General features: G+C 69.0%; 24 protein-coding genes. 15 read left to right on the plus strand and 9 right to left on the minus strand.

Annotated features, from left to right (window positions below):
- Positions 1-13 precede the first annotated feature (13 nt).
- Positions 14-478 (plus strand): DUF4426 domain-containing protein, encoded by a 465-nt coding sequence (locus tag AC3DEZ_RS15500; RefSeq protein WP_488389020.1) that lies wholly within the window; start codon positions 14-16, stop codon positions 476-478.
- A 139-nt stretch (positions 479-617) separates the two neighbouring features.
- Positions 618-2036: an MFS transporter gene (locus AC3DEZ_RS15505; protein WP_488389021.1), complete on the plus strand. Its 1419-nt coding sequence runs from the start codon at positions 618-620 to the stop codon at positions 2034-2036.
- Between the two features lie 45 nt (positions 2037-2081).
- Here AC3DEZ_RS15505 and AC3DEZ_RS15510 read toward each other — a convergent pair whose 3' ends face one another.
- From AC3DEZ_RS15510 to pdxH, 3 genes are read right to left on the minus strand one after another with little or no spacing between them, the layout of a single operon-like run.
- On the minus strand, positions 2082-2876 hold the full coding sequence (locus AC3DEZ_RS15510; protein ID WP_488389022.1) for a cobalamin-binding protein: 795 nt from the start codon (positions 2874-2876) through the stop codon (positions 2082-2084).
- Positions 2877-2879: 3 nt separating this feature from the next.
- On the minus strand, positions 2880-3335 hold the full coding sequence (gene aac(6') / locus AC3DEZ_RS15515; RefSeq protein WP_447104902.1) for an aminoglycoside 6'-N-acetyltransferase: 456 nt from the start codon (positions 3333-3335) through the stop codon (positions 2880-2882).
- Positions 3332-3934 (minus strand): pyridoxamine 5'-phosphate oxidase, encoded by a 603-nt coding sequence (gene pdxH, locus AC3DEZ_RS15520; protein ID WP_488389023.1) that lies wholly within the window; start codon positions 3932-3934, stop codon positions 3332-3334. The genes aac(6') and pdxH overlap by 4 nt, the downstream gene beginning before the upstream one ends.
- Positions 3935-3996: 62 nt before the next feature.
- Here pdxH and AC3DEZ_RS15525 point away from each other — a divergent pair, with 62 nt between their 5' ends.
- Positions 3997-4812: a kinase gene (locus AC3DEZ_RS15525; protein WP_488389024.1), complete on the plus strand. Its 816-nt coding sequence runs from the start codon at positions 3997-3999 to the stop codon at positions 4810-4812.
- A 428-nt stretch (positions 4813-5240) separates the two neighbouring features.
- Here AC3DEZ_RS15525 and AC3DEZ_RS15530 read toward each other — a convergent pair whose 3' ends face one another.
- The gene (locus tag AC3DEZ_RS15530) at positions 5241-5444 is read right to left on the minus strand and encodes a dodecin family protein (protein ID WP_141453826.1); all 204 of its coding nucleotides are present in this window, start codon (positions 5442-5444) and stop codon (positions 5241-5243) included.
- Positions 5445-5546: 102 nt separating this feature from the next.
- Here AC3DEZ_RS15530 and AC3DEZ_RS15535 point away from each other — a divergent pair, with 102 nt between their 5' ends.
- The gene (locus AC3DEZ_RS15535; protein ID WP_488389025.1) at positions 5547-6089 is read left to right on the plus strand and encodes a shikimate kinase; all 543 of its coding nucleotides are present in this window, start codon (positions 5547-5549) and stop codon (positions 6087-6089) included.
- Complete coding sequence (aroB, locus tag AC3DEZ_RS15540; RefSeq protein WP_488389026.1) at positions 6086-7195, plus strand: 3-dehydroquinate synthase; 1110 nt, start codon at positions 6086-6088, stop codon at positions 7193-7195. Before AC3DEZ_RS15535 ends, aroB begins: the two co-directional genes overlap by 4 nt.
- A gap of 544 nt (positions 7196-7739) precedes the next feature.
- On the opposite strand, the gene AC3DEZ_RS15545 is transcribed toward aroB, so the two are convergent.
- Together AC3DEZ_RS15545 and AC3DEZ_RS15550 are read right to left on the minus strand one after the other, a co-directional pair.
- The gene (locus AC3DEZ_RS15545) at positions 7740-8051 is read right to left on the minus strand and encodes a cupin domain-containing protein (protein WP_488389027.1); all 312 of its coding nucleotides are present in this window, start codon (positions 8049-8051) and stop codon (positions 7740-7742) included.
- Between the two features lie 123 nt (positions 8052-8174).
- On the minus strand, positions 8175-8801 hold the full coding sequence (locus tag AC3DEZ_RS15550; protein ID WP_488389028.1) for a cysteine hydrolase family protein: 627 nt from the start codon (positions 8799-8801) through the stop codon (positions 8175-8177).
- Between the two features lie 93 nt (positions 8802-8894).
- On the opposite strand from AC3DEZ_RS15550, the gene AC3DEZ_RS15555 reads away from it, so the two are divergent.
- The 5 genes from AC3DEZ_RS15555 (at position 8895) to AC3DEZ_RS15575 (ending at position 12252) form a co-directional block, all read left to right on the plus strand.
- Positions 8895-9848, plus strand: a complete 954-nt coding sequence (locus tag AC3DEZ_RS15555; RefSeq protein WP_488389029.1) for a GlxA family transcriptional regulator — start codon at positions 8895-8897, stop codon at positions 9846-9848.
- A 29-nt stretch (positions 9849-9877) separates the two neighbouring features.
- Positions 9878-10129, plus strand: a complete 252-nt coding sequence (locus tag AC3DEZ_RS15560) for a WGR domain-containing protein (protein ID WP_447104894.1) — start codon at positions 9878-9880, stop codon at positions 10127-10129.
- Positions 10130-10244: 115 nt separating this feature from the next.
- Entirely contained in the window at positions 10245-11318 is a 1074-nt protein-coding gene (gene hemE / locus AC3DEZ_RS15565; protein WP_488389030.1) for a uroporphyrinogen decarboxylase, read from the plus strand.
- Between the two features lie 23 nt (positions 11319-11341).
- Positions 11342-11989 (plus strand): hypothetical protein, encoded by a 648-nt coding sequence (locus tag AC3DEZ_RS15570; protein WP_488389031.1) that lies wholly within the window; start codon positions 11342-11344, stop codon positions 11987-11989.
- Positions 11990-12066: 77 nt separating this feature from the next.
- Positions 12067-12252, plus strand: coding sequence for a hypothetical protein (locus AC3DEZ_RS15575; protein WP_488389032.1), 186 nt, complete (start codon positions 12067-12069; stop codon positions 12250-12252).
- A gap of 41 nt (positions 12253-12293) precedes the next feature.
- On the opposite strand, the gene AC3DEZ_RS15580 is transcribed toward AC3DEZ_RS15575, so the two are convergent.
- Together AC3DEZ_RS15580 and AC3DEZ_RS15585 are read right to left on the minus strand one after the other, a co-directional pair.
- Positions 12294-13199, minus strand: coding sequence for a hypothetical protein (locus AC3DEZ_RS15580; protein ID WP_488389033.1), 906 nt, complete (start codon positions 13197-13199; stop codon positions 12294-12296).
- 138 nt (positions 13200-13337) lie between these two features.
- Positions 13338-16883 (minus strand): hybrid sensor histidine kinase/response regulator, encoded by a 3546-nt coding sequence (locus AC3DEZ_RS15585; RefSeq protein WP_488389034.1) that lies wholly within the window; start codon positions 16881-16883, stop codon positions 13338-13340.
- 104 nt (positions 16884-16987) lie between these two features.
- Here AC3DEZ_RS15585 and AC3DEZ_RS15590 point away from each other — a divergent pair, with 104 nt between their 5' ends.
- Genes AC3DEZ_RS15590 through AC3DEZ_RS15605 form a run of 4 tightly spaced genes read left to right on the plus strand, consistent with a single transcriptional unit; the run spans position 16988 to position 19816 of the window.
- A complete protein-coding gene (locus tag AC3DEZ_RS15590; RefSeq protein ID WP_488389035.1) occupies positions 16988-17686 on the plus strand; it encodes a YceI family protein in 699 nt (232 codons plus the stop codon).
- The gene (locus AC3DEZ_RS15595; protein ID WP_488389036.1) at positions 17664-18275 is read left to right on the plus strand and encodes a cytochrome b; all 612 of its coding nucleotides are present in this window, start codon (positions 17664-17666) and stop codon (positions 18273-18275) included. Before AC3DEZ_RS15590 ends, AC3DEZ_RS15595 begins: the two co-directional genes overlap by 23 nt.
- Positions 18272-18832, plus strand: coding sequence for a YceI family protein (locus AC3DEZ_RS15600; protein WP_488389037.1), 561 nt, complete (start codon positions 18272-18274; stop codon positions 18830-18832). The genes AC3DEZ_RS15595 and AC3DEZ_RS15600 overlap by 4 nt, the downstream gene beginning before the upstream one ends.
- A gap of 9 nt (positions 18833-18841) precedes the next feature.
- Positions 18842-19816 carry an alpha/beta hydrolase gene (locus AC3DEZ_RS15605; RefSeq protein ID WP_488389038.1) on the plus strand — a complete coding sequence of 325 codons (975 nt, stop codon included), beginning with the start codon at positions 18842-18844 and terminating at the stop codon, positions 19814-19816.
- 120 nt (positions 19817-19936) lie between these two features.
- Here the strand turns inward: AC3DEZ_RS15605 and nosZ are convergent, their stop codons facing one another.
- On the minus strand, positions 19937-21865 hold the full coding sequence (nosZ, locus tag AC3DEZ_RS15610; protein WP_488389039.1) for a TAT-dependent nitrous-oxide reductase: 1929 nt from the start codon (positions 21863-21865) through the stop codon (positions 19937-19939).
- A gap of 206 nt (positions 21866-22071) precedes the next feature.
- Between nosZ and AC3DEZ_RS15615 the strand changes: the two genes are divergently transcribed.
- Complete coding sequence (locus tag AC3DEZ_RS15615) at positions 22072-22539, plus strand: c-type cytochrome (protein ID WP_488389040.1); 468 nt, start codon at positions 22072-22074, stop codon at positions 22537-22539.
- Positions 22540-22556: the final 17 nt, after the last annotated feature.

Below are 22556 nucleotides of genomic sequence, written 5' to 3' on the forward strand. Positions count from 1 at the left end.
ACCGACACCCGCCATGAAGATGATCAAGACCGCCTGGATGGCCTGCGCCCTTTCGCTCGCGCTGGCCGCGTGCTCGTCCGGCGAAGCGCCGCGCGTGGCCGAGTTCGTGCCGCCGGCGCAGGCGCAGCAGGATTTCGGTTCCCTGCGCGTGCACTTCAACGCGCTGCCGACGCTGTCGCTGAGCGAGGCGGTGGCGCGCGAATACCAGGTCCAGCGCGAGCCGGGCACGGCGCTGGTCGTCATCGCCCTGCGCCAGGTCGCCGGTGGCGAGGAGAGCGTCGCCGAGGGCGAGGTCGAGGGCGAGGCGCGCGACCTGTCCGGCAAGCGGCAGGCGCTGGCGTTCCGCGCGGTGCGCACCGGCGATTATGTCGATCACATCGGCACGCTCAAGGTCGGTCCGCGCGATACCTACCGTTTTGATCTGACCGTGCGCGCCGACGGCCGCAGCGAGAAGCTGCAGTTCCAGCGCAATTTCTGACGACACGGCGAGTCTTGCGCGCTTTCCCCGGCTTGCGATGCGGGCATCGCCGGTATCGCAAGCGCGTGAACGCGGCGGTTGACCTCAACCACGCTTGAGGGCGCATGCTCCGCGCCTCCCCCGCTCCACCGTCCCTGTCATGGAATCGTCGTCCCTGTCTTCATCCGTCCCCCCCGACATCGCGCCGGATCCGGCTGCCGCGGTCATCGCGACCGCCGATGAAAGTCTGCTGTCGCCGCGCCGTCGCGCGATGACGCTGGGCATGGTGGCGCTGGTGTCGCTCGGCGCGTTCGAGGCGCTCGCGATCGCCACCGCGATGCCGACCGTCGCGCGGGCGCTGGACGGTCTGTCGCTGTACGCGCTGGCGTTCGCCGGCACCCTGGCCGCGAGCGTGGTCGGCATGGTGCACGCCGGCCGCGCCAGTGATCGGCACGGCCCCGCGCGCGTGGTCTGGTGGGGCGTGGCGTGGTTCGTCGCCGGCCTGATCGTGGCGGGACTGGCGCCGAACATGCCGGTGTTGCTGCTGGGGCGCGTCGTGCAGGGTTTCGGCGGCGGCGCGATGTCGGTGGCGCTGTACGTGGTGGTGGCGCGCGCGTATCCGGAAGCGCTGCGCCCGCGCGTGTTCGCCGCGTTCTCGGCCGCCTGGGTGGTGCCTTCGCTGATTGGCCCGAGCATCAGTGGGTTGATCGTGGAGCACGTCGGCTGGCGCTGGGTGTTCCTCGCGGTGCCGCTGCTGGCGATTCCGGCGGCCTGGGCATTGCGCCCCGGCCTGAAGGCGCTGCCGCCGACGGTCGCCGAAACCACGGGCGGGCGTTCGTTGTTGCCATGGGCCGGGCTCGCGGCGGCGGCGGCCTGCCTGCTGCATCTGGCCGGACAGCGGCACGACGCGCGCGGCGCGCTGCTGCTGGTCGTCGCGTTGATCGCATTGATCTGGGCCACGAGAAAGCTGTTGCCGGACGGCAGCCTGAGTCTGCGGCGCGGTTTGCCGAGCGTGATCGCGTTGCGCGGACTGGCGAGCGCGACCTTCTTCGGCGCCGAGATATTCATTCCGCTGATGCTGGCGCAGCAATTCAAACTCTCGCCGCTGTGGGCGGGCGTGGCGCTGAGCGTCGGCGCGCTGGGCTGGTCGATGGGCTCCTGGTACCAGGGCAACACGCGGCGCGCGTGGTCGCGCGCGACGCTGCTGCGGCTCGGTCTGACGATGATGGCGATCGGCATCCTGCCGTTGCCGCTGGCGGTGTTTCTGCCGGGCGGGCTGGGGCTGGCGCTGGCGGGTTGGGCGATCACCGGCATCGGCATGGGCCTGACCTACCCCAGCCTGTCGGTGCTGACGCTCTCGCTGTCACCGCCGCAGGCGCAGGGGCGCAACAGTTCCGCCTTGCAGCTGATGGACGCGCTGGCGATCGCGACGGTGCTGGCGCTGGCTGGTTCGCTGGTGGCGGCGCTGCTGGAACGCGCGCCGACGCTGGCGTTCGGGCTCAGTTTCGGCATGACCGTCGTGCTGGCGATCATCGGCGCGCTGCTGGCCGGACGGGTGCGTCCGGCCGCCCAGGCGTGAAGCGCGGCGCGCAACGCCGCCGCGCCGATGGCTGCTCCTGCGGGTTCAGCGCTGGCGCGCGGCCCAGGCCTGCACGATGTCGGCGATCGCGCGCACGCCGTCGGTGAGCGCGGCCGGGCCGGGCTGGAGAATCAGCGGCGATTTGATCTCGTGGAGTTCGCCGTCGCGCACCGCCGGGATCGTGTCCCAGCCGGGCCGCGCGGCGACCCGCTCGGGGCGGAACTTCTTGCCGCACCACGACCCCAGGATGATGTCCGGCGCGCGCCGCACCACTTCGTCGCCATTGGCGAGGATGCGCTGCTTCGCCAGCGGTTCGGCCGACAACTCGGGAAACACGTCGTCGCCGCCGGCGATGCGCACGATCTCGGCGACCCAGCGGATGCCGGTGATGATCGGTTCGTCCCACTCCTCGAAGTACACGCGCGGGCGGCGCGGCAGCGCGGCGGCGGCCTGCTCGATGACGCACAGGCCATCCTCGATGCCGCGCGCGCAGGCGTCGGCCTTCTCCGTCGCGCCGACCAGCGCGCCCAGCCGGCGGATGTAGTCGAGGATGCCTTCCACGCTGCGGTGGTTGGCGATCCACACTTCCACGCCCTGTTTGATCAGTTCGGCGGCGATCTCCGACTGGATGTCGGAAAAGCCGATCGCCAGATCCGGCTTGAGCGCCATGATCTCGCCGATCTTGGCGCTGGTGAACGCGCTGACCTTGGGCTTTTCGCGGCGCGCCTGCGGCGGCCGCACGGTGAAGCCGCTGATGCCGACGATGCGGTGCTGCTCGCCGAGTGCGTACAGCGTTTCGGTCGGTTCCTCGGTCAGGCAGACGATGCGTTGCGGGCCCATGCGTCAGTCGTCCAGGCGTTTGCGGAAATACACCACGCGCTCGGTTTCCTCGAAACCGCAGGCGGCGTGCGCGGCCTGGCTGTCGCGGTTGTCCAGCAACGCGTCGGAAGCCAGTTCGCTGCAGCCCTGTTCGCGCGTCCACGCTTCCACCGCCTGCACCAGCGCGCGGCCGATGCCGTGGCCGCGCCAGGCCGGATCCACGTACCAGCCTTCCAGGAAGCCGACCGGCGAGGCCTCGGTGCCGTTGACGTAGTCATGCCGCAGGCTCGCCTCGGCGAAAGCGATCACCTGCCCGTCCGCATTGGTGGCCAGGAAACCGGCGGCGTCGCCGGCCAGGAAATCCAGGATGTCGGCGGCCTGCTGCCCGGGTTCGTCCATCGGCCACAGGTCCTGGCGCAGGCGCGCCCAGCCGGTGGTGTCGCGCGGTTGCGCCTGGCGGATGCTCCAGCCATCGCTCACGGGAACAGCATCCGCTTGGTCCACTGGCCGGCCGCGTCGCGCTCGTAGCGCCAGCGTTCGTGCAGGCGGAACTGCGCGCCGTACCAGAACTCCAGGGCCTCCGGCATCACCCGGAAACCGCTCCAGCCACTCGGACGCGGCACCTCCTGTCCGGTGAAACGCGCTTCCGTCTCGGTGATGCGCTGCTCGAAGGCCTCGGCCGAGGCCAGCGTTTCCGACTGCTGCGACGCCCACGCGCCGATCTGGCTCATGCGCGGGCGCGAAGCGAAATAGGCGTCGGCCTCGGCGGCGTCCACCTGCTCCACCACGCCCTCGATGCGCACCTGGATGCCCGCATCGCGCAGGCTGCGCCACAGGAACAGCAGCGCCGCGCGCGGGTTGATCTCCAGTTCGCGGCCCTTGTGGCTGTGCAGGTGGGTGTAGAACACGAAGCCGCGTTCGTCGAACGCCTTCAGCAGCACGGTGCGCGCGGACGGATGGCCGTCCGGGGTGGCGGTGGCCACGGTCATGGCATTGGCTTCCAGTTCGCGCGGGGAAGCCTGGGCCTCCTCGTAGAGTCCGGCGAACGTGGTCAGGGCTTCGGCGTACAGATCGGTCATTGCGCACCCGGCAGGTCGAGGGTGCCGCGCGATGCGCGGCGGTCATGCGCTATTGTCGCGCGATGTCCGCATCCACGCATCCCGGCGACGGCGAAGGCTTCGCGCCCGAATGGGTCGAGGCGGCGCTGGCCGACGCGCTGGCGGTGCCTGCGGCGGTGCCGGTGCTGGCGATCAGCGGGGTGCAGGGGTCGGGAAAGTCCACGCTCGCCGCCCAGATCGCGATGCTCGCGCGCCAGCGCGGACGGCGCCCGGCGGTGCTGTCCATCGACGATGTCTACCTGACCCGCGCCGAACGGCGGCAGTTGGCCCGGCAGGTCCATTCCCTGCTCGCCACCCGCGGCCCGCCCGGCACCCATGACGTGGATCTGGCCTGCGCGCTGCTGGATGCGCTGCGCGCGGGCCAGCCGGTGGTGTTGCCGCGCTTCGACAAGCTGGCGGACGACCGCGCGCCCGAGTCGGCGTGGGAACGGCTGCCAGTCGCCGATCTGGTGATTTTCGAAGGCTGGTTCCTCGGCACGCCGGCCGAGGACGACGATGCCCTGCGCGCGCCGCTCAACGCGCTGGAACGCGAACAGGATGCGGACGCCCGCTGGCGGCGGTACTGCAACGACGCGCTGCGCCGCGACTATCCGGCGCTGTGGCGGCGATTCGATCGGCTCTGGTTCCTGCAACCGCCGGGCTTCGAGGTCGTCGCCGGTTGGCGCGCGCAGCAGGAACGCCAGCTGGCGCGTGCGCGACCGGACGCCGCGTCGATGGACGCCGCGGGCATTGCGAGATTCGTGCAGTTCTTCGAACGGGTCAGCCGGCAGGCGCTGCGCACGCTGCCGGCGCGAGCCGATCGGACGCTGGCGCTGGACGAGCACCGGTGTCCGCGGTGACCCCGCATCGCCTCGTTGTGGGAACGACGCGAGTCGCGATAGACGTCGCGGGAAAGCCTCATCGCGACTCACGTCGCTCCCACAGGGGAGATTCCGGCGATTCGGCGGTGGTTCCGCAACCGCCGGGCTTCGAGGTCGCCGCCGGTTGGCGCGCGCAGAACCTCCTTGTGGGAGCGACGCAAGTCGCGATGGCCGTCGCGGGAAAGCCCTATCGCGACTCACGTCGCTCCCACAGGAGAGATTCCGGCGATTCGGCGGTGGTTCCGCAACCGCCGGGCTTCGAGGTCGTCGCCGATTGGCGCGCGCAGAACCTCCTTGTGGGAGCGACGCAAGTCGCGATAGCCGTCGCGGGAAAGCCCTATCGCGACTGACACCCTAGGAAAGCCTCATCGCGACTTGCGTCGCTCCCACAAGGAGGGTTGGTCCGGTTACGCCACCACGAAGCTGATCCGCAGGTTCACCCGCCACTCGGTGACGTTGCCGGCGTCGTCGGTCACCACCTTGATCTCGTTGACCCATGCGCCCTTGATGCCCTTGACGGTTTCCGAGGTCTTCTTCAAGCCGACCTTCACCGCGTCTTCCATGCTGGTCTTGGAGGCGGCGTTGATTTCGATGATCTTGGCGACAGACATGGCGTTTCTTCCTTTTGCTGTGGCTGGGCGGGCATCCGCCGGGGTGTCCACCCTAGGACAGAGCGTGTTAAGCCCCCGCCACGGGTGCTAGCATCCCCGGCGATGAATCCCGCCCCCAACCTCGTGCTGGTCGGCCCCATGGGCGCCGGCAAAACATCGATCGGCAAGCGTGTCGCCGAGCGGTTCGGGCTGGTGTTCGTCGATGCCGATCAGGCCATCGTCGAACGGGCGGGCGCGACCATTCCGGAGATCTTCGAGCATGCCGGCGAAGCCGGCTTCCGCGAGCGCGAGACCGAGGTGCTGCGGGATCTGCTGGCCGGCGAAGGCCAGTTGATCTCCACCGGCGGTGGCGCGGTGCTGTCGTCGGACAACCGCGCGATGCTGCGGGACCGCGGTTTCGTGGTCCACCTGGAAGTCAGCGTGGAAAGCCAGCTCCGGCGGCTGGCGCGCTGCACCAACCGCCCACTGCTGCAGCGTCCCGATCGCGAGCAGGTGCTGCGCGAGATGGCGCGCACGCGCACACCGCTGTACGCCGAAGTCGCCGATCTCAGCCTCGATACCGATCACCTGATGCCGCCCGAAGCCACCGTACGCCTGTGCCATCTGCTGGCCTCGCGCTGGCGACGCCCCGAGACCCTCGCATGAATCCGCTTTCCCGCACCGTCGATGTCGGCGGCGACACTCCCTACACCATCACGATCGGGCCCGGTCTGCTCGCCGACGGCGCCGCGCTGGCGCGGCACGTGCGTGGACGCCACGCGCTGCTGGTCAGCGATTCGACGGTGGCGCCGCTGTATGCCGCCGCCGTGCGCGAGGCCCTGCACGCGGCCCGCCCGGAACTGGCGATCGGCACTTTCGTGCTGCCGGCCGGCGAGGCGTCCAAGACGCTGGCGCATTTCGGTCACGCCATCGACGCGCTGGCCACCCTCGGCGCGACCCGCGACGCCTGCGTGTTCGCGCTCGGCGGTGGCGTGGTCGGCGATCTGGCCGGGTTCGCCGCCGCCTGCTGGATGCGCGGCGTGGACTGCGTGCAGTTGCCCACCACCTTGTTGTCGATGGTGGATTCCTCGGTCGGCGGCAAGACCGCGGTGGACATTCCACAGGGCAAGAACCTGGTCGGCGCGTTTCATCCGCCGCGCGCGGTGTTCGCCGACACCGCGGCGCTGCGCACGCTGCCGCCGCGCGAACTGCGCGCCGGTCTGGCCGAGGTGATCAAGTACGGCGCGATCCGCGATCCGCTGTTCTTCCAATGGCTGGAAGCCGAACGCGCCGCGCTGCTGGCGAGCGAACCGACCGCGCTGGCGCAGGCCATCGCGCGCAGCTGCGAGCACAAGGCGGAAATCGTCGAACGGGATCCACTGGAACGCGGCGAGCGCGCCCTGCTCAATCTGGGCCACACCTTCGGCCACGCCATCGAGACCGAGCAGGGTTACGGCAGCCCCGACAACGACAATCTCAACCATGGCGAGGCGGTGGCGGTGGGCATGGTGCTGGCCGCGCGGCTGTCCGCCCTGCTGGGGATGTCGGAGGCTGCCGATGCCGAACGGTTGATCGCGTTGCTGCACGCCTATGGCCTGCCGACGGCCCTTCCCGCCGGATTGGCGCCCGATGCGCTGCTGGCGCGGATGCGCCTGGACAAGAAGAATCAGGCCGGACGCCTGCGGCTGGTGCTGTGGCGCGGCATCGGCCGTGCCGAAGTGGTGCCGGATGTCGACGAGGCGCAGGTGCTGAAGGTGCTTGGAGAAGGCTGAATTCCTCCTCCCTTGTGGGAGTGACGTCAGTCGCGATGAAGATCGCGGGAAAGCCCATCGCGACTGACGTCGCTCCCACAGGTGAAGTCCCGCGCGCACGCGATGCGGTTTCTTTCCTCTCCGCATGCGGGGAGTCGAACGACCCTCGGACTTGGCTCCCCCTCCCCCGCTTGCAGGGAGGGCTGGGGTGGGGGCGAACGTCCCCTGTGTTCCCGCGCCGCTGGAAGCGGCCCCCATCCCGACCTTCCCCCGCAAGCGGGGGAAGGGGCACAACCGCGTGCTGCGAGGGCCTACACGCTGCCTTCGCGTTCAATCACCAGGATGTGCGCCGCGCCGAGCGGCTCGGCCCGATGTTCGGTGCCCGTTTCCGCATGGAACGCGAACGAATCATGGATTCAACTCCCTCCCCCGCTTGCGGGGGGCTGGGGTGGGGACGAACGTCCCCGCGTTCTCGCGCTACTGGAAGCGGCCCCATCCCGACCTTCCCCCGCAGGCGGGGCAAGGGGCAACAGCCGGGCGCTGCCGGTGCCTACACGATCGGCGCCTACGCGCTGCCTGCACGTTCGATCACCAGGATTCGCGCCACACCGAGGGGCTCCGCCCGGTGTTCGGTGCCGATGTCCGCATGGAACACGTCGCCGGCCTCCAGCACCGCCGAGTGTTCGACACCGCCCTCGCGCCAATGCATGCGCACCCGGCCATCCATCACCGCGAAGACCTCCTGGCCGTCATTGACGTGCCATCGGTATGGCTGGTCGGTCCAGTGCAGACGCACGCTGATGCCGTCCAGATGGGCGACGTCGAGCGCGCCCCAGGGGCGATCGGCGGTGTAGTCGCGGCTGCGGATGAGGGTCATGGGGCGCTCCGTGGAGGCAAGTGGCATCGGGATCCGGCTGCTCCTTGTGGGAGCGACGTCAGTCGCGATGAAGATCGCGGGAAAGCCCCATCGCGACTGACATCGCTCCCACGGGGTTGTGGATCAGGCGAGTGCTTCGCGGGCGCGCTGGTTGGATTGCGGCACGTTGTCGACCGGCAGGGGCGCCTGCGCGTCGAGCGCGGCGATCCATTCGTCGGTGGAAGCCACGGCGGCGAAGTTGCTGTGGAAGACCACGCTGAAGACACGGTGGATTTCCTCGGCGCTGGCCGCGCCGGCCGCATTGGCGTACGGCAGCGCGCCGGTGGCGTCGTGCAGGAATTCCATCCGCAGGCCGCGGTGCGCGCCTTCGTAGATCGTCGAGGCGTCGCAGTTGTGGGTCATGTAGCCGACCACGGCGAGGGTGTCGATGCCGCGCGCGGCCAGCCAGTCGGCCAGATCGGTGCCGGCGAAGGCGCTGGCGAGCGATTTTTCGATGTAGTGGTCGCGCGGGCGCCGGGCCACGTCCGGATGCAGTTCCCAGGTCGCGGTGCCGGGAGCGAACACCGGCGCGCCGGCCGGGGCGGTGTGCTGGACCACGATGACCGGGATGCCGGCCGCGTGAGCGGCGTCCATCGCCCGCAGCAGGTTGGGCAGGGATTCGCCGACTGGCGGATGCTCGATGGGCAGGTGGCCGGTGAAGTACTCGTTCTGGACGTCGATGACGATGAGGGCGCGGCGGGGGGAGGACATGGCGTTCGGTTCCGGTGGGGTGTGGCGGCATTCTGGGCGGCGGGTCGAAACGCCACGAGTGGCCCGAAGCACATCTTTCGATAGAATCAGGCCATGTCCCTGCACCGCATCGCCGTGGTCGCCTTCGACCGCATCAGCCCTTTCCACCTGTCGGTGCCCTGCCTGGTGTTCGAATCGCGGCCGACGCCGGGCCTGCCGGATTTCGATCTGCGGGTCTGCGCGGTGGAGCCCGGCCCGCTGCGCACCGACGCCGGCTTCGCCCTGCAACCCGAACACGGCCTGGAGGGGCTGGAGGGCGCGGACACCGTGATCGTTCCGTCCTGGCGGGACCAGGACGAACCGGCTCCCGAGGCGTTGCGCGAGGCCCTGCGGCGGGCCCATGCGAACGGCGCCCGGCTGGTGGGCCTGTGCCTGGGCACCTTCGTGCTGGCTGACGCCGGGCTGCTGGATGGGCGTCCGGCCACCACCCACTGGGCCGCGCTGGACACCTTCGCCCGCCGCTATCCGCGGGTGCGGCTGGAGCCGGACGTGCTGTACGTGGACGACGGCGAACTGCTGACCTCGGCCGGCACCGCCGCCGGCATCGACTGCTGCCTGCACCTGATCCGCCGCCACCACGGCGCCGAGGTCGCCAACCGCATCGCCCGCCGGCTGGTGGTGGCGCCGCATCGCCAGGGCGGCCAGACCCAGTACATCGAACAGCCGCTGCCGGCCGATCCGGGCGATGACCGCCTGCGCGCGGTGCTGGCCTGGGCGCTCGCGCACCTGGACCAGCGGCTGGGCGTGGACGAACTCGCGGAACGGGCGCTGATGAGCCGGCGCACCTTCACCCGCCGGTTCCGCCGGGCCACCGGCGCCAGCGTCGGCGACTGGCTGGCCCACCAGCGGCTGGCGCGGGCGCAACGGCTGCTGGAAACCACCGACCGCCCGCTGGACCACATCGCCGCGGAGGCCGGTTTCGGCAGCGCGGTGTCGCTGCGGCAACGGTTCGCCACCGCCCTGGGCACCTCGCCCTCGGCCTACCGGCGCAGCTTCCGCGGCGGCTGAACGGCCGCCGCTTCGCTACAATCCGCCCCATGCGCGTCTTCCTGCAGCAACGCCCCGAGACGGGCGAAGCTCCCCGCTACGTCCAGCTGACCCTGCAACCGGACCTGTTCGGCGGCTGGGAGCTGCTGCGCGAGAGCGGGCAGATTGGCGGCCGCGCGCAGCTCAAGCGCGAACAGTACCTGCTCCAGTCCGAAGCCGACGCGGCCTTCGAGAAAGCCCGCGACACCCATCTCAAGCGCGGCTATCAGATCACTTTCACGCAGGGAGCGTCCCAGCCGTGAGCACTTCCACGGCGGCCGGCTTCCGCGCCGCCTGAACGGCATGCCCGCATCCTCCGCGCCACGCGCGATTTCTCCACCCGGCGGAACCACGCCGGACTCCCCCACAAGGAACATGATGTCCAGCTCCCTGAAGAACGATCGCCTGCTGCGCGCCCTCAAGCGCGAACCCGTCGACTGCACGCCCGTCTGGCTGATGCGCCAGGCCGGCCGCTACCTGCCGGAGTACCGCGCCACCCGCGCCGCCGCCGGCAGCTTCCTGGGGATGGCGAAGCATCCGGAGATCGCCTGCGAGGTGACCCTGCAGCCGCTGCGCCGCTTCAAGCTGGACGCGGCGATCCTGTTCTCCGACATCCTGACCGTGCCCGACGCGATGGGCCTGGGTCTGTACTTCGTCGAAGGCGAAGGCCCGAAGTTCGAACGCACCGTGCGCACCGCCGCCGATGCGGAAAAACTGGCGGTGCCGGACATGGAAACCGAACTGCGCTACGTGATGGACGCAGTGCGCCTGATCCGGCGCGAACTGGATGGCCAGGTGCCGCTGATCGGTTTCTCCGGCAGCCCGTGGACGCTGGCCTGCTACATGGTCGAAGGCGGCGGCAGCAAGGACTACGCGCGGATCAAGGCGATGGCGCTGAACGATCCGGCCACCCTGCACAAGCTGCTGTCGGTGAACACCGACGCGGTGATCGCCTACCTGTCGGCGCAGCGCGCGGCCGGCGCGCAGGCGCTGCAGGTGTTCGACACCTGGGGCGGCGTGCTGTCGCCGGCGATGTACCGCGAGTTCTCGCTGCCCTACCTGACCCGCATCGCGCGTGAGCTCGAACGCGGCGAAGGCGCGGATCGCACGCCGCTGATCCTGTTCGGCAAGGGCAACGCCGCGCACCTGGAAGCGCTGGCCGACAGCGGCGCCGAAGGCGTGGGCGTGGACTGGCTGATCGAACTGGCCGACGCGCGCCGTCGCACCGGCGGCAAGGTGACGTTGCAGGGCAACCTGGATCCGGCCGTGCTGTACGGCTCGCCCGATGCGATCCGCGCGCAGGTGAAGGCGACCCTGGACAGCTACGCCGAAGGCGCCGGCGGCAGCCGCGACGGCCACATCTTCAACCTCGGCCACGGCATGTCGCCCGACATGAATCCCGAGCACGTCGCCGTGCTGGTGGATGCCGTGCACGAATTCAGCGCCCGATAGGCGCGACGCTTCCGGAGCCCGCAATGGACGGCCGCCCCCACGCGCTTTCCCTCGCCTTCGTCCTGATGACCACCGGCCTCGCCGCATCCGCGGCGCTGGCCGGCGAACGCGCGCCGGTGACGATCGAAGTCCGCGGCGACGACTTCCCGATGCTGGTGCAGGACACCGGCCTGCCGCCGCCGCTGGACGACAACGACCTGCCGCGCGCGCCGGGCTGCGAGGCCGTGCGCGCGCGCCGCGTGGACGAACTGCCGTATCCCTGGCGCGAGGCGGCGGACCGCATCCATCTGGATTGCCAGCCGATGGAGGCGCCCGAAGGCGAAACCGCGCTGATGGCGCTCACCGCCACCGCCTTCCTCAAGCCCGGCCGGGTCTGGCTGGCCGGACACGCGGTCATCGAAATCCGGCGGATGGATTCCGAACTCTGGGGCGATCACCAGTACGTGCTCGCCGAGCCCTACGCGCGGGTCGCCACCGATCTGCGCGCGCAACTGGAAGCCGACTGCGCGAAGCGCCACATGCGCCAGGAGCGCGAAGGCGCACCCGAGTGCCGGATGGAAGAAAGCGAAGGCGCGCTCTATCTGCGCGTGGACGAAATCAGCGGCATCTGGATCCATGCGGATCCCGATGATGCCGGTCGCACGATCTATGCCGAAGGCTGGGCGGATTAGGCGGGGATTGGGGATTGGGGATTGGGGATTGGGGATTGGGGAAGACCCGGCTTTTGCCTCCCCCTTTGAAAAAAGGGATGACCCGCCATGCGGCGGTTGAAAAAGCCCTTGAGGGGGATTTGCTTCAGGCGCAAAGAGCAAATCCCCCGTCACCCGCTTCGCGGGTGCCGCCCCTTTTTGGCTTCCAACAGCCGAATGGCGGGTCAAGGACGCTGATCGGATGGTTTGTCGGACTGATGTTCTTGCAGCAACAAAAAGGCTGAAAAGCAAAAGCACGCATCGTGCCACTCGTATCCCGTTGCCGTTACCCCACGCCCGTACGCTGCCCGCGCAGGCGGGGTGATTTCCCGTCACTGTCTTCTTTCGGCGCGCTGTATTCGAAGCGCAGTTCGCGCATGCCCTCCGGCACCGGCGGATTCATGTCTTCCGCCGGCACGCAGCCCGGCCCGATGCGGCCGGTGATCGTTCCCGCCAGCAACTGCATGAGCCGCGCCTGGGGCGACTGCGGTTCCAGCGCCTCCACCCGATCTGCGTACGCCACGGCCGACGGCACGCCATTCTCCGCGGTGCTGACCACCACACCCGGCTTGCCGGTATCCAGGGGCGGGTCCGTTTTGAGGATCGGTGCCGGATTCCAGCACCGTCCGGTGTTGGACACGCGCAGCGCGCGAACGAGTTCGACGGTGTTTTTCTCGAGCAGGGTTCGCGCGCGCTCCTGTTTGATCTTGTCTTCGGCCACGGTCATGCGGGTCTTGATGTAGTACATGTCGCTGACCAGCATCACCATCGCCGAGTGATAGCGTTTGCCGTCGCGCTGGATCCGCATCGACACCGAATAGGCTTCCAGGCTGCGCTTGTCCCGGCCTTCGCCGAGGTTGATGGAGAAAGGCTTCAGCGTTCCCATCTCGACGCGTTCGTAACCGTCCGGAACGCCGACCCGGCCGCTGATTTCGTGCATGGTCTGCTCGACGTCCCTGCGCAGGCGTCCCGAAGGAAGCACGCCGGCGGGATAGAAATACGCATCCATCCAGCGATCCTCCCGGGAGGGATCTTCGTAGCGTACGGAGGCGCCGAACTCGGCCATTTCGTAGCGGCGTTCTCCCAGCGCTTCCCACCCATCGATGCTCAGCGGATACAGGATTCGCGTTTCGGTCAGGAAAGCGCCCAGGAAGGGCGCGCGCGCGTCCTGCGCCGGCGGTTCGTCCGCCATCGCGGTCGGGATGGCGAACAGCAGCAGCCACCCGCCCAGGCGACTCCGATATCCACCTCCGGGCTTTGCATTCCTCCGCTTTCCGTTCCCGCTGCGCATCATCCGCCTCCCCGTCACTGCCGGACATGCCGGCATGCATCACGTATTGCCCGCCACCGCATCGCAGGCACGCTGGATCGCTTCGGCCAGCATGTCGCCGGTCACCGGCTTGCGCAGGAAATCATCGAATCCGGCCGCGCGCGCCTGCGGTTCGGCCTCGGCGTCGGCGCGCGCGGTGATGGCGATCAGGGGCGCGCGGAAACCACCCAGCCGCAACTGCCGGGCAAGGGCCAGACCGTCCAGCCCGGGAAGATCCAGATCCAGCAGGGCGACGTCGAAGACCTGGCTGGCGGTTTCGCCCAGCGCGGCCAGGCCATGGGCGGCGTGCACGACATGATGGCCGCGCGCGCGCAGCAATCCGGCAATCACTTCCGCCACGGTGGCATCGTCCTCCACCAGCAGGATGCGCCGTGCCTGCGCCGATGCCGGCGTGGCGCGTGGCGCGGCGGCGCTGGCCGGTATCACGTGCTGCAGCGGCAGATCGACGATGAAGCGCGTGCCCAGCCCGGGCCGGCTTTCGACCCGGATGCTGCCGCCCATCGCCACCGCCAGTTCCTGGCAGATGGCCAGCCCCAGGCCGCTGCCGCCATAGCGCGACGCGGTGCGCGCGCCATCGGCCTGTTCGAAGCGCTGGAACAGGCGTGCCTGCTGTTCGGCATTGATGCCGGGGCCGGTATCGGTGACCTCCAGGCGCACGCCCTGCGGCTGCAGGCCCAGCACACGCAGGCCAACACCGCCGCGCTCGGTGAACTTGATCGCGTTGCCCAGCAGATTGAGCAGGATCTGGCGCAGCCGCAGCGGATCCACGATCACATGCGCGGGCACGTCATCGGCGCATTCGTCGGAGAACGACAATCCACGCTTTTCCGCCATCGGCGCGGTCATGTCGACGACCTCGCGGATCAGGCCGCGCAGCTCGACGTCCTGCATGTCCATGTCCAGCTTGCCGGCCTCGATGCGCGCCAGATCCAGCGCATCGTTGACCAACCGCAGCAGGTGCGCGCCCGCGCCCTGGATGGCGGTGGTGTAGTGGCGCTGGGTTTCGGTGAGTGGAGTGGACAGCAACAGTTCGCTCATGCCCAGCACGCCGGTCATCGGCGTGCGCACCTCGTGGCCCAGGGTGGCCAGGAAGCGGGTCTTGGCCAGCGAAGCCTGCTCGGCCACCTCGCGCTTGTGTTCGGCCAGTTGCCAGGCGGTGCGCCGGCGGACCCGCCGCCGGTAGGCCGCCGCGAGCAGCGCCAGGAGCAACGCGCCGGCCGCGACCAGCAGGCTGATGCCCCAGACGCTGCGGTACCACGGTGGCAGGACTTCGAATGAAAGCTGCCGTTCCTCCGAGGCGTTGCCCGCCGCGTCGAACGCCTGCATCCGCAGGCGATAGTGTCCCGGTCTCAGGTTGGAGAAGGAGCGTTCGCCGCTGGCGCCCTGATCGACCCAACCCTGATCGAACCCTTCCAGCCACGAGCGGTAGCGGTGCGCCAGCGGGTCCTCGAAGCTGAGCAGGCGCAGGCTGAGCTGCAGATCATGATCCTCGGGCAACAGCTGGAATCCGCCCTTCATCGGCAATTGCACGATGCGATCGCGCTGGTTCACCTGCAGACCGTCCAGCAGCAGGTGCGGAACCAGGGGCGGCGGGTCGGGCAGCGCGGTGTCCAGCAGCATCACCGAGCCATCGGCCGTGCTGCCGACCAGCAGGCCGCCGCTGGCCAGCAGCAGGCCGCGATCATTGAACTCCTGGCTCATCAGGCCATCGCGCACGCCGAAGTTGCGCACGCGGACCGGCGCCTGATCGTCGGGCGCCTCGATGCGGAACAGACCGCGCCGGGTCGCCAGCCATACCCGCTTTTCCGGATCGATGAGCATGCCGGTCGATTCCAGCGCCGGCAGGCCCTGGCGAGGCGCGATCTGGCGCACCTGGGTCCAGCGGCCATCGCGTTGACGCCAGTGCTCCATCCCGGACAACCGATGCAGCCAGAGCTCGTCAGGCGCGGCGAAAGCGAAGGAAAGCACCCGCTCCACGCCCGCGCCGATCACGGTGACGAACCGGTGCTGCGCGGGATCCCATCGCTCGATGCCACGGTTGCTGGCGATCCACAACTGGCCGTCGGGGCCGGCCAGCATGGTGTCGATCTCGCTCGGCTCGCTGTCCTGTTCGGAGCGGGCCAGGTTGTCGAGGACCTGCCCGGTATCGCTGTCGCGGTGCTGGAGCGATCCCATCTGGGTGGAGAGCCAGAGGGTGCCGTCGCCGGTCTGCACCAGCCAGTCCACCGAGGTGCCATCGGGAACCTGATCCGGTCCGTCGGCGTTCGACCATTCGCGCTTTTCTCCGTTGCGCGGATCGATGCGGATGATGCCGTTGCGGTGCCCGAGCCACAGGCGGCCCTGGCGATCCTCCAGCACCGAGGTGAAGCGCAGTTCCTTCAGGCGCTGCGCATGCAGTCTCAGCGGCTCGACTTCGCCGCTGGCGGTATCCAGCCGTTCCACCCCGCCGATGCTGCTGACCAGCCACACGCCGGCCCCCGACGCCGAGGTCGCCAGGCCGCGATACAGCCCGCCTCCCAATCCCTGCGCGGGCGTGAACGAGGCAATCCGCCGCCAGTCCGAGCGCAGATAGGCCACGCCGCGCGTGGGCACCGGCACCCAGAGGCCACCGTCCGGCTGCATGAGCAATGTCTGCAACACGCGCCCCACGCCCACGCCCTGGCTGTCCTGCGCGATCGGCGCGGGCGCGCGATCGCCATCGGTGTGCCACAGGCCGCCCTGGCTGGCCAGCCAGTACTCGCCATGGCCGTCCGCGGTCATCGCCATCACCGCATTCGGGCGTTCGAACATCGGCGACCACGGCGGCGTGCTCCAGCCTCCGTCGCGACGCCAGCGGTACACGCCGGCCGAGGTGCCCGTCCAGATCGAATCACCGTCGACGGTGACCGAATAGATGATCAACGACTCGCCACCGGGCAAGGCTTCGCGCTGCATGCGCTTGCCGTCGTAGCGGACCAGGCCGCTCATGGTGCCGATCCACAGTTCGCCGCGGGGATCGAACGCCAGCGACAGCACGTTGTCCGACGGCAGGCTGGCCGGATCGCCCTCCACCGCGCTGAAGCGCTGGACCTGGCCATCGGCGCCGATCCGGTGCAGGCCGCCGCCGAACGTGCCGAACCACACCTCGCCGCCGTGGCTGGTGATGGCGAAGGCATCGTCGCTGCCCATCTGCGGATATTCGGCCCTGCGGAAGTGGCGGAACCCGCGGCGCTCGGGTCCCATCATGCTCAGGCCACCGTTCTCGGTGGCGACCCAGACCCGATCCAGGCCGTCCACGTGCAGCGCCTGGACCACGTTGCCGGGCAGCGACGCCGGATCATCGGGATCGTGCCGCCATACCTTGAAGTTCACGCCGTCGTAGCGGGCCACGCCGTCCCAGGTGGCCAGCCACAGATAACCGGCCCGATCCCGGGCCATCGCGGGAATGGTGGTGGACGGCAGGCCATCGGCGACCGTCATCATCCGGAACCGGGGAATCTCCGGCACGCCCGCCTGCACCGTCGCGCAGACCAGCCACGCCGCCAACATCCAGATCCGCCATCCCATGCCGTCGTGTTCCTTTTCTGTCGTTCCCCCGGCGAATCGTCGCAACGGACCGTTGCAGGTGCAAGCGGAGTATCTTCAGCCGGGCCCGCCTAGAATCCCCGCCCATGACTTCAACGTCCCCACGCCATCGCCATGCCCGGACCGGCGCGCTGTTCGCCCTGCTCGCGATCGCCTGCCCCGCGCTGGCGCGGGGGCCGGTGGCCTACGCGCTGGACCCGGTGCATACACGGGTGATGTTCGCGGTGGAGCATGCCGGCTTCTCCCAGGCCATCGGCACGGTGTCCGGCAGCACCGGCACGCTGGTGTTCGATCCCGACGACTGGATGACGGCGCGGCTGGACGTCAGCGTGCCGCTGGCCCGCGCGGACCTTGGCGACGCGAAATGGAACCAGGCGGTGCTGGCCGGCAATCTGCTGGACGCCGAACGGTTTCCCGAAGCGCGTTTCATTTCCAGCCGGGTCGAAGCCGCCGCCCCGGACCATGCGACGGTCTGCGGCACCCTGACCCTGCACGGTGTCAGCCGCGAGCTGTGCCTGGACGTCAAACTCAATGCGATCAAGCGCCATCCGTTGCCGCCGTTCCGGCGCACGGCCGGCTTTTCCGCCACCACCTCGCTGCAACGCTCGGATTTCGGCATCACCGCATGGAAGTCGGTGATTGGCGACACCGTCGCGTTGCGCATCGAAGCCGAAGCCACCCGGACCGGCAAGGCCGATGACAGCGAAGACGAGGCCGCCACCGCGGCCCCCGCCCCAGCCACCCCTCGGGAGCCCACCCTCCATGACCCTGAAGAACACCCCTGAACGCTGGGGCGCCGTCAGCCAGACCCTGCACTGGCTCATCGTCATCCTGCTGCTGGTCATCGCCTACATCGGCCTGACCATGGGCGATCTGCCGAACGGCCCGCGCAAGATCAACATCTACGCGCTGCACAAATCGATCGGCCTGACCATCCTCGCGCTGGTGGCGCTGCGCCTGATCTGGCGCGTATACGCCGGCGCGCCGCTGGCGATCCCGGGCACGCCCGGCTGGCAGCAGCGCATCGCCTCGCTCACCCACGTGGCGCTGTACCTGCTGATGTTCGCGATGCCGCTGTCGGGCTGGGTGCTGAACTCCTCCGCCGGCTATCCGCTGCAATGGTTCAAGCTGTTCAACCTGCCCGCGATCACCGCCCGCAATCCCGAACTGCACGAACTGGCCGAGACCCTGCACGAATCGATGTTCTGGGTGCTGGTGGCCGTAGTCGTGCTGCATGCCGGCGCCGCGTTCTACCACCATCTGTTCCAGAACGACGACACCCTGCGGCGGATGCTGCCGGGACGCCGTCGTCCGGCCATCGCCTCCCCCACCACGTCTCCCGCCGCGCCCACCCCCGAGGACACCGCACCATGATCCGTCTCCCCCGCGCCCGCCTCATCGCCGCCGCCCTGCTGCTGGCCACCGCGCCCGCGTTCGCTGCCGATTACGTGCAGGCGCCCGGCTCCACCCTGGTGTTCGCCAGCAACTACCAGGGCGAAACCTTCACCGGCAAGTTCGGCGGTTTCAACACCACGCTGAGTTTCGATCCGGCCAACCTCGCCGCCTCGAAGCTGGACGTCACCATCCAACTGGCCGGCACACACACCGGCAACGACGATCGCGACAGCACCCTGCAGACCGGTGATTTCTTCAACGTCGCCAAGTTCGCCCAGGCCCGCTACACCGCGACCAGGTTCCGCGCGCTCGGCGGCAACCAGTACGCCGCCGACGGCAGCCTGAGCCTGCGCGGCGTCAGCAAGCCGGTCACCCTGACCTTCAGCTGGACCCCGGGCGCGCAGCCGGTGCTGGCCGGCAAGGCCACGGTCAAGCGCCTGGACTTCGGCGTCGGCGGCGGCGAGTGGGCCGACACCAAGACCATCCCGAACGACGTCGCCATCAGCACCAAGGTCGTGCTGAAGCCGGCGAAGTAATCCACGCCCATGCGGCGCGTCATCCCGCGCGCCTTGCTGGCGGTCGCGCTGCTCTGCCTCGCGACCGTCCTGGCGGCCTGGTTCGTGGGCGGTGCATTGCTGGCCCCGCGTTTGGCCGCCCTGGGTGACGCGCCCACGGATCTGCCGATTGAAACCGTCACCATTCCGGTCCCGGATGCGCCGCCCCTGCGTGGCTGGTGGGTGACAGGCGCCACCGCGCGCCCGGCCGTGCTCCTGCTGCACGGCATCCGCGCGGATCGGCGCGCCATGCTCGGACGCGCCAGATTGCTGCATCGTCATGGCTATTCGGTCCTGCTGGTCGATCTGCAGGCCCATGGCGAAAGCCGGGGCGATGCGATCACGCTGGGCGCGCGCGAATCGCGTGGCGTGATCGCCGCACGGGACTGGATGAAGCGGCGCGTGCCCGGCAGCCGCCTGGCCGCCATCGGCGTATCCCTCGGCGGCGCCTCGATACTGCTGGCCCCGCAACCCAGCGGGTTCGACGCGGTGGTGCTGGAAGCGGTCTATTCAAACGCGCGCCAGGCCGTGCGCAACCGCATCGCCATGCGCCTGGGCGACGGCATGGCGGGATTGCTCGCGCCACTGCTGACCCTGCAGGCGCAATGGCGGATCGGCGTGTCCATCGATGAACTGTCGCCGCTGGACCGGATCCGGGATCTGGATGCACCCGTGCTGGTCGTGGCCGGAGGTCGGGACCGGCATACCCTGCCCGCCGAATCGCGTGCCCTGTTCGAACGCGCGCGCGGGCCCAAGGCATTCTGGTTGTTGCCGGACGCGGCGCACGTGGATTTCCTCGCGCACGCGCCCGGGGAATACGAAAAGCGCGTGTTCGGCTTTCTCGATCATCAACTTTCCGGTGCGCCCCCTGCGCCCGACCGCGCAAAACACATCGCCGGATCCGGGGCACGCTCCCGCCCTCCGCCAGGCCCCGTGAACGATCCGCATCGCGGCAGCAGCGGGTGAACAATTCCGGAAGCGCCCCGTGGCTCAAGCAAAAAGCCCGCGCCATGGCGCGGGCTTTCTGTTTTCTGACGGGAAAAACCCGCCGACGCGATACCGCCAACGCCGGCGGGCGGCGCCCGGTCAGCCTTCGACCACCATCCGCGTGCGCATTTCCAGGTGCAACGCGTGGCAGAAGTGGGTGCAGTAGCACCAGTACACGCCCGGCTTGTCGGCCACGAAAGTCACCGACTTGGTCTCCTGCGGATTGACGATGAAGTTGATGTTGTACTTCGGGATGCCGAATCCGTGGGTCAGGTCCTCCACCTTGTCCAGGTTGGTCAGGGTAATGGTGACGATGTCGCCCTTCTTCACCGTGAACTCGCGCAGCGAGTACGCCGGTGCCTGCGAGGTCAGGCGGACATGGACCTTGTTGCCGTTGCGCTCGACTCCGGCGGTCTGCGCGCTGACCGCGTTGGGAAACTCGTCGAGGCTGTAGATCTGCCGGGTCTTGATGACGTCGGCGGCCACGATGATCGCGTCATGCGGCTCCGGATAGGCGGTATGGTCGTGCACCAGCACCATCTTGTCGCCGGAGATGTCGATCAGCTGCTCGGTTTCCACGTGCAGCGGGCCGACCGGCAGGAAGCGGTCCTTGGAGAACTTGTTGCCGGAGTTGAAGAACTTGCCGTCCGGGTTCCTGGTCTCGCCCATCGAGGTGAAGCCGTGGCCGGGCTGGTAGTGGACGTCGATGCTGTCCACGACCACCTTGACGCTCTTGTCGCCCTTGAACTGCTTGATGGCGGCATCGACGTTCCACTTGACGATCTTGCTGTCCAGGAACAGCGTGGTGTAGGCGTTGCCGCGGCCGTCGAAGCCGGTATGCAGCGGGCCCAGGCCCAGGTTGGGTTCGGCCACCACCGCATCGCGCGCGTTCTTGATTTCGCCGGCGAACCACTTCTCCACCAGCGACAGATCGATCACCGAGCAGGTCGGTGACAGCTTGCCGGAACAGACGAAGTATTTGCCGTCCGGGCTGGCGTTGACGCCGTGCGGGTTCTTCGGCACCGGCACGTAGCAAGTCAGCGCGGTGGCGGCATCGCCGTTGGCGGCCTTGCGGCCATCGACCACCGGCACCTTGGAATCACCGACGGTGGCGTACTTGCCGGCCTTGATCGCCGCCTCGATGCGGGCGATGTCGAAGAACACGCAGGCGTCGTGCTCGGCCGACATCATGTCCTCGTAGTGGATGCCGCCCTCGACGTTGTACTGGTTGGACGCGGCATACTTGCCGTCATAGCTGGTCGCCACCAGGTCCATGTTTCCGTCGACGCGGCATTGCCAACGCACTTCCATGGTCTCCGCGTCCAGGCACGAGAACAGGCAGCCGTAGGCCTCCGGCTTGTCCATGTCGTGGCCGTCGTTGGGCAGCGGGATGTGGAACTCGGCGCCGGCGAACACGCGGGTGGTGTGGTTGACGCTGCTGTCCACCGGGTCGCGCTTGTCGGTGAAGATGCCGTGGTGGCCCTGCACGTTCGGCAGCTCGGTGATGCGATCGACCTCGAAGGTGTCGCCACGGATGCGCGCCACGCGGCTGTGCAGTTTGTCGTTCACCCAGAAGCGCTTGCCGTCGTACGTGCCATCGGTGTACGAGCCATGCACGTGGTGGGTGTCGCCGGTCCAGTACTTCAGCTGGCCATCCGGACGGGTGCCGATGATCGCCTTGGATTCATTGGTGATGCCCCAGCCCACCATCGGATCGATGTTGAACACCGGAATGCGCTTGATGGTGCGGCCCGACGGGCAGCCCAGGATGCGTACTTCGCCGGAATGCCCGCCCGAGGACAGGATGTAGTAGTCGTCGAGCTTGCCGGGCGGCACCTCGAAATGGCCGGCGCTGCCGCCGGCCGCCTTCGCCGCGGCTCCGGTCGCGGCCGCGCCCTTGCCGTCGGATGCCGCGCCGCACCCGGTCAGGCTGAGCGTCAATCCCGTTCCCGCCAGCGCGGCGGCTCCCCCGAGAATCTTCCGGCGTGATGGATCCCGGATCTCCATCCCGCTCTCGTTGTTCTTCATCGCTGCTTTCCTCTGATGGACAGTTTCGTCTGGATGTAACGTTGGGTTGCGGCGCAACGATACGCGCGGGGATACGGCGTTCTCCTTGACTCAAATCAAGGCGGTCGGAAGTTCGGCCCACTACCTTTTGCGTCGACCGCGCCCGGTGTGCGCACGCGGACCGGTTCCGCGGAACGACCTCTTTCCTTTTCCTCCGAGTCCCCTCCATGAACAATCGAAACCCTGGTCTGCTCGCGCTCGCGGCGGTCGTCCTCGTGCTGGCCGCCTGCTCCGGGCAGGCGCCCGAATCAGCGGACGCCGTCGATGCCGCGGAATCCGCCCCCGTCGTCGCGTCCGAGGCGGAAGCGGCGCCGGCGGAAGCGCCCGCCGCCGATGCCACGGTGGCCGCGGCCGACAGCGCGCCCGCCGCCGACACGGCCGGGCATCCGGGCGAGGAGACCTACAAGAAGACCTGCGCGATGTGCCACAGCACCACCGCGCTGGGCGCGCCGATGGTCGGCGACAAGGCCGACTGGAGCGCCCGCGCCGCGCAGGGCGCCGACACCCTGCACAAGCACGCGCTGGAAGGTTTCAACGGCGCCAAGGGCGTGATGCCCGCGCGCGGCGGCAACCCCAGCCTTGACGACGACGCGGTCAAGGCCGCCGTGGATTACATGGTGAGCAAGTCCAAGTAACGACCAGCACGGGTTCC

It is taken from the genome of Pseudoxanthomonas sp. 134C1 (assembly GCF_057773065.1).